Origin of the sequence: Pseudomonas caricapapayae, from assembly GCF_001400735.1 — a bacterium.
Classification (GTDB): domain Bacteria; phylum Pseudomonadota; class Gammaproteobacteria; order Pseudomonadales; family Pseudomonadaceae; genus Aquipseudomonas; species Aquipseudomonas caricapapayae.
In genome coordinates this window covers 113,770-125,504 of record NZ_LJPW01000173.1, presented here as the reverse complement: position 1 = coordinate 125,504, position 11,735 = coordinate 113,770, and the positions used below count along the sequence as shown (strand labels likewise).

Annotated in this window: 9 protein-coding genes and 1 pseudogene; all 10 read left to right on the top strand. The window is 59.7% G+C overall.

The features are described from left to right. Positions 1 to 51: 51 nt before the first annotated feature. The 10 genes and pseudogenes from ALO80_RS26700 (at position 52) to ALO80_RS26655 (ending at position 11,580) form a co-directional block, all read left to right on the top strand. The gene (locus ALO80_RS26700; RefSeq protein WP_055011147.1) at positions 52 to 987 is read left to right on the top strand and encodes a glycosyltransferase family 2 protein; all 936 of its coding nucleotides are present in this window, start codon (positions 52 to 54) and stop codon (positions 985 to 987) included. Next, positions 977 to 1,429 carry a low molecular weight protein-tyrosine-phosphatase gene (locus ALO80_RS26695; RefSeq protein ID WP_055011146.1) on the top strand — a complete coding sequence of 151 codons (453 nt, stop codon included), beginning with the start codon at positions 977 to 979 and terminating at the stop codon, positions 1,427 to 1,429. The genes ALO80_RS26700 and ALO80_RS26695 overlap by 11 nt, the downstream gene beginning before the upstream one ends. Beyond that, positions 1,430 to 3,621, top strand: a pseudogene (locus ALO80_RS26690) (polysaccharide biosynthesis tyrosine autokinase). 53 nt (positions 3,622 to 3,674) lie between these two features. Continuing rightward, positions 3,675 to 4,187, top strand: a complete 513-nt coding sequence (gene rfaH, locus ALO80_RS26685; RefSeq protein ID WP_055011145.1) for a transcription/translation regulatory transformer protein RfaH — start codon at positions 3,675 to 3,677, stop codon at positions 4,185 to 4,187. A gap of 88 nt (positions 4,188 to 4,275) precedes the next feature. Next, on the top strand, positions 4,276 to 5,277 hold the full coding sequence (locus tag ALO80_RS26680) for a glycosyltransferase (RefSeq protein ID WP_055011144.1): 1,002 nt from the start codon (positions 4,276 to 4,278) through the stop codon (positions 5,275 to 5,277). Further along, the gene (locus tag ALO80_RS26675) at positions 5,274 to 6,479 is read left to right on the top strand and encodes a glycosyltransferase family 4 protein (RefSeq protein ID WP_055011143.1); all 1,206 of its coding nucleotides are present in this window, start codon (positions 5,274 to 5,276) and stop codon (positions 6,477 to 6,479) included. The genes ALO80_RS26680 and ALO80_RS26675 overlap by 4 nt, the downstream gene beginning before the upstream one ends. A gap of 89 nt (positions 6,480 to 6,568) precedes the next feature. Further along, positions 6,569 to 7,684, top strand: coding sequence for a glycosyltransferase family 4 protein (locus ALO80_RS26670; protein WP_055011142.1), 1,116 nt, complete (start codon positions 6,569 to 6,571; stop codon positions 7,682 to 7,684). Positions 7,685 to 7,757: 73 nt separating this feature from the next. Further along, the gene (locus tag ALO80_RS26665; protein ID WP_055011141.1) at positions 7,758 to 8,987 is read left to right on the top strand and encodes a glycosyltransferase family 4 protein; all 1,230 of its coding nucleotides are present in this window, start codon (positions 7,758 to 7,760) and stop codon (positions 8,985 to 8,987) included. Between the two features lie 13 nt (positions 8,988 to 9,000). Beyond that, complete coding sequence (locus ALO80_RS26660; protein WP_055011140.1) at positions 9,001 to 10,410, top strand: undecaprenyl-phosphate glucose phosphotransferase; 1,410 nt, start codon at positions 9,001 to 9,003, stop codon at positions 10,408 to 10,410. Positions 10,411 to 10,491: 81 nt separating this feature from the next. After that, positions 10,492 to 11,580 carry a polysaccharide biosynthesis/export family protein gene (locus ALO80_RS26655; protein WP_055011139.1) on the top strand — a complete coding sequence of 363 codons (1,089 nt, stop codon included), beginning with the start codon at positions 10,492 to 10,494 and terminating at the stop codon, positions 11,578 to 11,580. Positions 11,581 to 11,735 lie beyond the last annotated feature (155 nt).

Sequence of the window (11,735 nt, the reverse complement as noted above, 5' to 3'; positions counted from 1 at the left end):
CCGCTGGCGTCGAAAATCTACGTTTTGTTCAGTAAACCGAGTACTTGAGCCATGGACGACACTGCAAAAAATACCGGCGAGCCCCGCCTGGAACCGCCGTTGTTGAGCATCATCTGCCCCGCCTACAACCAGGAGGCCTTCGTTGCCCAGGCGCTGGAAGGGTTCCTGTCACAGCAGACCGATTTCAACTTCGAAATCCTGATCAACGACGATGCGTCCACAGACGGTACTGCCTGCATCATTGCGCATTATGCCGAGCGGCATCCGACGATCATTCGGCCCTTCTATCAGCAGGTCAATCAGTACCGCCAGGGCGCACCTTGCGTTCCGGGTCTGTTTGCCGAAGCTCGCGGCCGTTACATCGCCTACTGCGAAGCCGACGACTACTGGACTGATCCGCGAAAACTGCAACTGCAAGTAGACTTTCTCGAACGCCATCCTGATTACGTCATCACTTACCACGATGCGTTCGCCTTTGACGAGCACGGTCAGTATGGCGTGCAACTGCAAGGCTCTTTGCGCACCGACGCTACGGCGCTGGAGCTGCAACAGGCCAGGCGTCTGTCAACGCTCACTGTGTGCTTTCGCAATGTGTTCAGCACGCTGCCACCTGAATTGAGCCTGTGCAACGCACCGCTGAACGATATGTGCTGGTGGTCATTGCTGGGTGCCTACGGCAAAGGCAAATTCATGGCGCAGATCAAGCCCGCCGCCTATCGCATGCACCCCGGCGGAGTGTTTTCCATGCGCAGTGACAAACGCAAGCTGCACATGAACCTGCAGACCTGCTCAAGCCTGGCCAATTATTACTACCGCCTGGGCAATCAGTCTCTGTACGAACACTTCCTGATGCAGACGGTGTCCCTGTCACTCGCCGCACTCGCACCCCGTCACAAGCTGCAAACCTTGTGGAAAGTGGCAGGCAACGTGCTCGTCAACCTGGGCAGACGCCTGTTGCCGACCACGGGCAAATCTCATGTTCAGTAGCGTGCTGGTGATATGTGTCGGCAACATTTGCCGCAGCCCGATGGCCGCTGCGATGCTGCAGCAGCGCCTGGAAGCGACGCAGGTGCGTGTTCAGTCGGCAGGCATTGCTGCGTTGTCGGGCAGCTCCATCGACCCGGCGGCGCGGGCGGTTCTGCAGTCGCACAAGGTACAACCTCAGCGCCATGCCGCGCGCCAGATGAATCGCGAACTGCTGCGCCAGGCAGATCTGATTCTGCTGATGGAACAAGCGCATTTTTCCGACGTTCTCGACCTCGCACCCGAAGTACGCGGCAAAGCCTTTCTGATCGGTCAATGGCAGCAGCCGCTCGACGTAGCTGACCCTTACCGACGGCCTGCCTCCGCTTTCGAACGGACCTACGCGCAGCTTTCGCGCTGCATAGACGACTGGCTTCCTCATTTTCAGTCAGGAGCAACAGGATAAATGACCGTCATGAACCGTCCATCCCTGGATTTCCAACAGGACTCGCGGATCGATCTGGCAACTGTTCTGCGGATGCTGTTCGACCACAAGACCCTGATCGCGTGGACCGTCGGCCTGTTTTTTCTGGCGGGTCTGGCGTATGCCATTCTCGCCACGCCGGTGTATCAGGCCACCGCCATGATTCAGATAGAGCCCAGAAAAATCGGCATCGAAGGCACTCCGGAGGTCAGCGCCAAACCACTCTCGGTGTCGCAGAGTTGATCAAGTCACGCGCACTGCTGGGCAAGGTGGTCGACGATTTGAAGCTCAATACGCTTCAGACACCTGATTTCTTTCCAGTGATCGGTCCTTATCTGTACCGCACCTTCAAGCCGGTGCGCGACGGTGAGCTGGCAGAGCCTTTATTCGGCCTGACCCACTACGCCTGGGGTGGCGAAAAAATCGATGTGTTTCAACTGGAAGTACCGGAACACCTGCTGGGCGAAAAACTCACCCTGACCGCAGGCAGGCCGGGCCAGTTCTCGCTGTACGATAACGAACACAATCTGCTGCTTGGCGGCACGACCAACCGCGTTGTCGAAGGCAACGGGATCAGGATTCAGGTCGCAACGCTGCTGGCGCGCCCCGGTACGAACTTCAGCCTCTCCAGACAGCGCACGCTCAGCACCGCACTGGTCTATCAGAACCGCCTGAAGATCGCCGAGGCTGGCAGGGATTCGGGCATCATCTATTTATCCATCGAAGACCAGGATGCGCAGCGGGCCAACCGGATTCTCGATGAGGTCAGCCACCTGTATGTGCGCCAGAACGTCGAGCGCAGTTCTGCCGAGGCCGCCCAGCGGCTGCAGTTTCTACGCTCCCAGTTGCCCGCCGTGCGCAAGCAGCTGGAGGAATCGGAAGCCGCGCTGAATACGTTCCAGACCAGCGCCAGATCGGTCGATCTGAGCATCGAAACCAAAGGCGTGCTCGATCAGGTGGTCAGCCTCGACTCGATGCTTTCCGAACTGAAACTCAGGCGCGTCGAGCTGGAACGGCTGTACACCCGTGAGCACCCGACCTATCGCAGCCTGATGAGCCAGATGAACCAGTTGGAGCAGCAGAAACAAGGCCTGCTGAAGAAAATCGACGCGCTGCCCATGACTCAGCAGGAATTGTTGCGTCTGACCCGCGACATGCAGGTCATCAGTCAGACCTACACACTGATGCTCAACAAAAGCCAGGAGCAGGACATTCTGCGCGCGGGCAACATCGGCAACGTGCGGGTCATCGACAATGCCGACACCAACGTCGAGAAACCCGTCAAACCGATGAAGACACTGATTGTGTCGCTGGCCACGCTGATCGGCGCGCTGGTCGCCATGATCATCGTTTTCATACGTCAGGCCTTCTATCGTGGCATCGAGAGCGCCGAAACCATCGAAAGTCTGGGCATGCCGGTCTATGCATCGCTGCCCCACTCGCGCCAGCAGGAGCGCCTCGAGAAGCGCACTCCAGACAGCAAGGAATCAAGGCTGCTGAGCATTGCTGCGCCCAGCGAGCTGGCCATCGAGTCATTGCGAAGTCTGCGCACCAGCCTGCATTTCGCCATGCTTGAAGCACGTAACAACGTGCTGATGATATCGAGCCCGACGCCAGGTGCCGGCAAGTCGTTTGTATCGAGCAATCTGGCAACCATCGTTGCTCAGACCGGCAAGCGGGTCCTGCTGATCGATGCCGACATGCGCAAAGGCTACCTGCATCGCGTTTTAGGTCTGCAACCCAAACACGGCCTGTCCGACACACTGGCCGCCCGCCTGCGCTGTACCGATGTCATCAACCAGACGCGGGTCCGGCATCTGGATTTCATCTCCTGCGGCTTCGCGGCCCCCAACCCCTCGGAATTGCTGATGCATGACAACTTCCACAAGATGCTTGCCGAACTGTCGCCGCTGTATGACCTGATTCTGATCGATACGCCACCTGTCCTTGCCGTGACGGACGCGACACTGGTGGGTCGTCAGGCAGGCACCTGTCTGCTGGTGGCACGCTTTGGCATGACCACCGTACAGGAAATCGAAGCCTGCAAACGACGTCTGGGCCAGAACGGAATTCTGATCAAGGGTGCCATTTTCAATGCAGTGGTGCGCAAGGCCACGACGTCCGATTACGACTGCGCGGCTTACGGCTACAACTACCACCCTGCTCCCCGCTAGCCAGGAGTAATGACTGTCGTTAACCGAGCTGTTTCATTTAAAAGGAATTAACCATGTCACTGTCCGACCAGAATACTCGCTGGTACCTGATCCAGACCAAACCCCGCCAGGAAGCCCGCGCCGAAGAACATCTGTGCCGTCAACATTTCGAGTGTTACCGACCACTGCAGGCCAACGTGAAGCGAACGGGCGCAAGGGCTCTGGCCGACGAGCCGTTGTTCCCCGGTTACCTGTTCATCCGTATGGATCAGGTGCAGGACAACTGGTATCCGATTCGCTCCACGCGCGGCGTCTCGCGCATTGTGACGTTCGGCGGCCAACCGGTGCCGGTACGCGATCATCTGATCGAACAGATCCGCCAGCGACTCTCGACGCCCGCGCCCAAAGCACGATTTATTCAGGGCGAGCCAGTCATGATCACAACCGGCAACTGGGGTGACGTGGAAGCCATATTTCTGGCTGAAGATGGCACTGAACGCGCGGTGATTCTGCTCAACATGCTGCAACGCCAGCAAAAGGTGGTATTGCCCATCAGCAGCCTGTTGCGCATCGAAGCACGCGCATAAGCCTCGCCGCTCGCGTATGGAACTGCCACACGAAAGGTGCCTGAAAACAGGCAACCGCAGCCTATCTCATCAGCCCCGGAACCGCACCATGCCCCACCAGACCACTCTGGTGACGCTCACCTATGGTGATCGTTCCAGCTATCTGCACACATTGATCAGCCGCTCGCTGGAGAGCCCGCTGATTGCCCGTGTGATCATTGTCAGCAACGCCTCAGTCGCGCCGTTGCAGGCGTTGTGCGACGAGTGGCCCGATCAGGTTCAGGTGATCAGGCTGCCCCACAACACCGGCTCGGCCTTCGGTTATGCGACAGGCATCAAGGCCGCACTGGAGAAAGGCGACGAATACATCTGGCTGATGGACGACGATAACGCGCCAACCGCCAATGCCATTGAAGTGCTGCACCGGGCGCTGCATGAAAGGCAGACAATCGACGGCAGCGACAACTGCGCAGTGCTCGGCTTTCGCCCCACGCATCAAGCGGACATCGCCGCTGGCGTACCGCTGCGTTACGCAATCCAGCGGCGATCAAGCTTCTTCGGTTTCCACATTGCCCAGTTGCCGTACAAGATCTGGCGACGCCTGCCCTGGGGAAAGCCCCGTGCGAGCCTGTCAATGCCGGAGCGGGTGCAGCTACCGTTCGCCACCTATGGAGGATTGCTGGCCCATCGCAGCCTGTACGAGAAGATCGGCCTGCCACTGGACGCACTCATCCTGTACAGCGACGACACCGAGTACACCTGGCGCATTACCGACGGTGGCGGGACGTTATCGCTGATACCCGAAGCGCTGCTGGATGATCTGGAAGACTCCTGGAACATCAAGGCACGCACCCGAAATGTCTACGAAAACTACCTGTTGGGCGGATCGGATCTGCGTGCCTACTACGCCGCACGCAATCAGGCCTGGTTCGACAGGCACGTCTGGGCGTCCTCCACACTGATCTACCGGCTCAATCGCCGGATATTTCTTTGTCTGTTGAGCCTGTATGCATGGCGTTGCGGCGTCACCGCACGGTTGAGCCTGCTCAACAACGCCATTCGCGAAGGGGAAGCCAGCGCGCTGGGCCTGAACAAGGCCTACCCACTATGAAAATCCTCTTTATCAGCAGTCTCTATGCACCCGACATAGGCGGCGGCGCGGAAATCATTCTGCAGCGTACCGTCGAGGGCTTGCAGCAACGCGGACACAGCGTTGCGGTACTGGCCACCACAGACCGCCCCGGCCTGCAGCTGGCAGAGGTCAATAGAGTCAAGGTCTATCGTGCCGGCCTGCTTAACCGGTACTGGCACTTCATGACTCAACGTCCGGGTCGTCTGGCGCGGCTTGCCTGGCACTGGCGTGATCGCTACAACGCGGGCATGCGCGAGTACGTCGCAAGGGTAATTGAACTGGAGCAGCCGGAGCTGGTGGTGTGCCATAACCTGACCGGTTGGTCGGTGTCGGCGTGGGACGAAATAACCGCTGCCAATCGCCCGATCGTGCAGGTTCTGCATGACTTCTACCTGCTCTGCCCTGCCAGCACCATGTTCAAGAAGGGGCACAGCTGTCAGCGCCAGTGCACGATGTGCACGCAGTTGCGCAGCAACCATGCACAGCAGTCAGAACAGGTCGGCACGGTCGTAGGTGTCAGCCGGTTCATGCTCGACACCTTGCAGGCGCAGGGCTATTTCAAGGGCGCGCGGGGCTATGTGGTGCATAACGCCAGCCCGTTCACAGCACCGATGCCCGGACAGCCCAGAGCGCCCCGCGATGACGCCCCCTTACGTTTCGGCTATCTGGGCACGCTGTCGGCAAACAAGGGGCTGGGATGGTTGATCGATCAGTTCCAGCACTTGCCGTTCAAGGCCACGCTGCAGATTGCCGGGCGCGGACAATCGACTGACGAAAAGCGCTTCAGGACCATGGCAACATCACCGGACATTCGTTTCGTCGGCGTGCAGAGGCCAGAAGACTTCTACCGCCAGATCGACGTGGCAATCGTTCCCTCCCTGTGGAATGAGCCGTTCGGCATGGTGGCCGTCGAGGCCTGCGCGCACTCGCTGCCGGTCATCGCCAGCCGCATGGGCGGGCTGACGGAAATCATTCAGGACCCGCTCAATGGCCTGCTGTGCAGCCCCGATGACCCGGATTCACTGGGGCTGGCAATGCTCAAGCTGCATCAGCAGCCCGAACTGCTGGCACGTCTGAGCAGCCAGGCACGCAACAGCGTCGCGTCGTTGATGAACCTGGACCTGATGCTCGACCAGTACGAAAGCATTTTTGCCCAGACGCTTATGGAATGCAGCACGTAGTGTGACGAAGGGCGCAACCCGCCCTGTTTACCCCGTTCAAGGACAGAACCTGGCGCCAGCCAGCTCCCCTCATCAGCAGGATGCTTGAGATGATTGTCATCAATTCACGGTTTCTTACCCAGGATGTCAGTGGTGTGCAGCGCTATGCAGAGCAGATGTGCAGAGCGCTAAAACGACTGCGCGACGATCTGGTCTTCGTCGCCCCGCACAACCTCAAGCTGCACGACTGTGCCAATGCGCTGCAGGCGCAGCGCATCGGACACTCCACCGGCCATGTGTGGGAACAGATCGATCTGCCGCTTCATCTGAAACGTCAGGGCAGCCCGCTGCTGATCTCGATCGGCAACACGGGGCCGGTGTTCTATGGCAACCAGGTAGCGACTCACCATGACATCAGCTACGTGCGCTACCCGCAAAGCTATACCCGGCTGTTCCGGCTGGCCTATCGGACCATCACGCCGATCCTCCTGTCACGCGCCAGAACCCTGATCACCGGCAGCAGCTTCTCCCGGGGTGAAATAGCCTCGTTCTATGGCTACGCCAAGGACAAGGTACTGGTCGTGCCCGCCGCGGTCAGTGACGAGTTCAAGCCAGGTACGACACTTGTCGATCAACCGAAATACCTGCTGGCAGTTTCGTCGCCCGCCGTGCACAAGAATTTCAACAGGATGATTCAGGCATTTCTAAGCCTGCGTGGTCACGCCGACCTGCAACTGCATATTGTCGGTGCGGCGAGCGCGCTGTTTGCCGACCCCGACCTGCAACGTCTCGCCTGCCGTGACCCGCGCATCCGTTTTCTGGGACGACTCAACGACGCCGAGTTGATCGCGCAATATCAGGGCGCGACAGCGTTCGTGTTTCCCTCGCTTTACGAGGGGTTCGGTATTCCGCCGCTTGAAGCCCAGGCTTGTGGCTGCCCGGTGCTGGCGGCCAATGCCGCGTCGATCCCCGAAGTCCTGCAGGGCAGTGCACTGTATTTCGACCCACTGGACGTCAGCCACATGGCCGCAGCCATGCAACGCATGCTGATTGACGCGCCGTTGCGCAACGCGCTGCAGGTTCAGGGATTGCATAACGTGCAGCGTTTTTCCTGGGACCTTTCTGCGCAGCGTCTTTCCCAGCGTATCGATGCGTTGCTGGCGTCTTCTCCTGCGTCGAGAAGCAAGCGGCATAACGCTGCCGAATCGTCTACCGGCAAACCCTGAACCCACCACAGTAACGCCAGGATGCGCCCTTCCGCATCCGCAGTAGCGCGGGCCCTTACAGCAAGGAACACCCATGAGAATTGCTATCGTCCACGACTGGCTGGTGAGTTACTCCGGTGCCGAGCGTGTGCTTGCTTCACTGATCAACGTCTGGCCCGATGCGGACCTGTTTGCGGTCATCGACTTTCTCAGCGATCAGGACCGCACGCATTTGCGCGGCAAGGTCGCCAGAACGACGTTCATCCAGAAACTGCCCGGTGCGCGCAACCACTATCCACGCTACCTGCCACTGATGCCGCTGGCCATCGAGCAACTGGACCTGTCCGGTTATGACCTGATCATCAGCAGCAGCCATGCGGTGGCCAAGGGCGTGCTCTGCGGCCCGGACCAACTGCACATCAGCTATGTGCACTCGCCGATCCGCTACGCCTGGGACTTGCAGCACCAGTATCTCCACGAGTCGGGGCTGGACAAGGGAATCAAGGGCAGCCTGGCACGCCTGATCCTGCATTACATCCGCCTGTGGGACCAGCGCACATCGACCGGCGTGGATGCGTTCATTGCCAATTCAGGCTTTATCGGTGCACGCATCTCCAAGGCGTATCGACGTGACTCCACGGTTATCTATCCACCGGTGGACACGCTCGGGTTTACCCCCGACGGCGCGCGCGGGGACTTCTATCTGTGCGCCTCGCGCATGGTGCCCTATAAACGCATGCCGATGATCGTCGAAGCGTTTGCCGCCATGCCGGACAAACGCCTGATCATGATCGGCGACGGGCCGGACCTGGCCAAGGCGCAGGCGATTGCCAGCCGGGTGTCCAACGTAACGCTGCTGGGGTTCCAGCCTGGCGCAGTCTTGCTGGCGCACATGCGCAGCGCCAAGGCGTTTGTCTTCGCGGCAGAAGAGGATTTTGGTATCAGCCCGGTAGAGGCTCAAGCCTGCGGCACGCCGGTGATCGCGTTCGGCAAGGGTGGCGTCATGGAGACCGTGCACGGTCTGGAGCACCCGCAACCGACCGGCGTGCTCTACCGGCAGCAAACCGCGGCATCGCTGATCGCCGCTATCGGCGAATTCGAGGCAGCGCAGTCATGCATTGCGCCAGAGGCCTGCCGCGCCAATGCCGAACGGTTTTCGGTGGAGCGCTTCGAGCAGGAGATAAAAGCCTTCGTCGAAAACCGGCTGGCCACGTCATATCTGGTGCATCTGGCCCGCCTGCCCCACACGAACCGGATTGTGCACCCATCGCCCGTTCTGGGCAGCGAACTGCCAGGCCGTGTCGTCCCGATAAAAACCGTCTGAGCGAGCTCCCCCAATGCGCACTTCCGTACGCGGTATTCTGCATGCCCATCAGTCAACGCTTTCCCTCGCTCATCGCCTGCTGGATCTGATCATTATCGTGCTGATCGGTTACTGGCAAACCGGGCTGACCGTCGCCGACAGCACCGGGGCCTGGTCACACATCGTCCTGGCGGTGCTGGTCTTTCACTGGATCAGCGAATATCACCAGCTGTACGGCTCGTGGCGTGGCGAACGCATACTGCGCGAACTGAGCAAAGTCTTCAGTTACTGGTCGATGACGTTCATCACCCTGCTGCTACTGAACAGCCTGCTGCTCAAGCAGACGCAATTACCCGATAACACCCAGATGAGCTGGTTCGCGCTGGCGCTCGCGGTGCTGTGCGGCTATCGGCTGCTGATCCGCCTGGCCCTGCACACGCTGCGTCGGCATGGCTTCAATACGCGCCGGGTGGCCATCGTCGGGACGGGTCAGGTAGGGGAGCGACTGGCCCGCTCCATTTCCCTTGCGCCGTGGATGGGGCTGACCCTGCTGGGCTTTTACGATGCGCACCCGCAGCAAATGAATCTGCAGACCGGAAAACGTCGCCTGCCTGTGCTCGGCGACCTGGATCAGTTGATCGAAGATGCCCGCGCGGACCGGATCGACAAGGTGTATATCACCCTCGCCTTCAGCGCCGAACCGCAATTACGCGAGCTGATTACCGGCTTGAGTGATACCACCGCCTCGGTATACCTGATTCCGGACGTGTTCATGTTTGATCTGCTGCATGCGCGCAGTGAGAGCATCAATGGCCTGGCCAGCATCAGCATCTTCGACTCGCCCATGGACGGTGCCTGGAGCCTGGTCAAGCGCGCCGAAGACATCGTCCTGTCCTGTCTGATTCTGCTGTTGATCGCTCTGCCGCTGCTGGCCATCGCTGCAGCTATCAAGCTCACTTCCGAGGGCCCGGTACTGTTCCGTCAGCGTCGCTACGGGCTGGACGGCCGCTCGATCATGGTCTGGAAATTCCGCAGCATGAACGTCCAGGAAAACGCCGATCTGGTGCTTCAGGCCACACGCAACGATGCACGGGTGACGCCGCTGGGTGCCTTTTTACGGCGCACCTCGCTGGATGAGCTGCCGCAGTTCTTCAACGTGTTGCACGGCGACATGTCCATTGTCGGCCCGCGCCCTCATGCCATTGCGCACAACGAACAGTACCGCAAGCAGGTCAGCGGCTACATGTTGCGCCACAAGGTCAAGCCCGGCATTACCGGCTGGGCGCAGATCAACGGCTGGCGCGGGGAGACCGACACACTCGACAAGATGCGCATGCGCGTCGAGTTCGACCTGGAATACATCGAACACTGGTCGATCTGGCTGGACCTCAAAATCATCCTGCTGACACTGCTCAAAGGGTTCGTCAACAAGAACGCCTTCTAAGGCGGCATCTGAGTGAAAAAACGCGCCGGGCACCCTCGGTGCGCTCAAAGAAAGGAGCAATGCCATGAAAGGAAAAACGCAATGAATCCAACGTTAGTTGCCTTACTGCTCACCAGCCTGGCGCTGCAAGGCTGTGCATTTGCCCCCGGGCAGCACATGACGCCGGACGACGTCACTACCGGCAAGGCAGACGAGCCACGTGCGCAGTTGATCGAGGTCACTCCGAAAAGCTTGCAGCAACAGCAACTGCGCGCAACGGCAGAGGCCAAGGCACTGCCGCAGGCGCTGCTTGACTACAAAACCCCGGAATACGTGATTGGCGCAGGAGACACCTTGCTGGTCACCGTGTTCGAACACCCGGAACTGACAGCGCCAGGCTCGCAGGACCAACTGGATGCCAACACCCGGGAAGTGCTCAACGATGGCACACTTTACTTCCCCTATGTCGGAAGGATCCGTGCGAGCGGCAGAACGGTCAGCGAGGTCCGCGAGCAGCTGCGCATGGGGCTGGCACCGCAATACACCGAGGTCAAGGTCGACGTCAAAGTGCTGCGCTACAACAGCCAGCGAATACTTTTGTCCGGTTCTTTCAAGGTCCCCGGCCCGCAACCGATTACCAATATTCCCTTGAGCCTGGTGCAGGCGGTGAGCGTTGCAGGTGTAGACCTGACCGATGCCAACCTGGCCGGACTGACCCTGCGGCGCGACGGCAGGGACTACCTGATCGACATCGACTCGCTCAACCGCAAGGACTCGCAACTGAGCAGGATCTTCCTCAAGGACGGCGATTACCTGCACCTGAACAGTAATTCGCGAAACAAGATCTACGTGCTGGGTGAAGTGCGTAATCCGCAAGTGATCTCCTTCGGCACCACCCGACTGACGCTGCTGGAGGCTCTGGGAAATTCCGGCGGACTAAACCCGGACAGTGCGGACGGCGATGCAGTCTACGTAATACGCGGTGCGGAAAACTTTGCCGAAGCCACCTCCTCCGTTTACCACCTCAACGCGAAAAAGCCCACAGCCTACCTGTTGGCGGGGCAGTTCGAGCTCAAGGCGCAGGACGTGGTATTCGTCGGTCCCGCCGACATCACCCGCTGGAGCCGGTTCATCAGTCAGTTACTCGGATCGGCCAGCGTGGTGCAGACCGGTGCAGCCTTCCGCAACTGACCCCTTGGTCAAGCGCCGGACTGTTGCCAGAGCAACAGCCGTTCAACAGTTGGCAACGTTTGCATCAGCACGTCGACCTCTCATCCAGTTTACGAAAACGCACCCAGGGCCATTGTCTGCGGGGCAATGGCCCTGCCTTGGGGAGGCTGGCACAC

Coding starts and splice junctions, on each gene's coding strand:
- ALO80_RS26700 (WP_055011147.1), top strand. CDS start 52: ATGGACGACACTGCAAAAAATACCGGCGAGCCCCGCCTGGAACCGCCG.
- ALO80_RS26655 (WP_055011139.1), top strand. CDS start 10,492: ATGAATCCAACGTTAGTTGCCTTACTGCTCACCAGCCTGGCGCTGCAA.
- ALO80_RS26665 (WP_055011141.1), top strand. CDS start 7,758: ATGAGAATTGCTATCGTCCACGACTGGCTGGTGAGTTACTCCGGTGCC.
- ALO80_RS26670 (WP_055011142.1), top strand. CDS start 6,569: ATGATTGTCATCAATTCACGGTTTCTTACCCAGGATGTCAGTGGTGTG.
- rfaH (WP_055011145.1), top strand. CDS start 3,675: ATGTCACTGTCCGACCAGAATACTCGCTGGTACCTGATCCAGACCAAA.
- ALO80_RS26675 (WP_055011143.1), top strand. CDS start 5,274: ATGAAAATCCTCTTTATCAGCAGTCTCTATGCACCCGACATAGGCGGC.
- ALO80_RS26680 (WP_055011144.1), top strand. CDS start 4,276: ATGCCCCACCAGACCACTCTGGTGACGCTCACCTATGGTGATCGTTCC.
- ALO80_RS26660 (WP_055011140.1), top strand. CDS start 9,001: ATGCGCACTTCCGTACGCGGTATTCTGCATGCCCATCAGTCAACGCTT.
- ALO80_RS26695 (WP_055011146.1), top strand. CDS start 977: ATGTTCAGTAGCGTGCTGGTGATATGTGTCGGCAACATTTGCCGCAGC.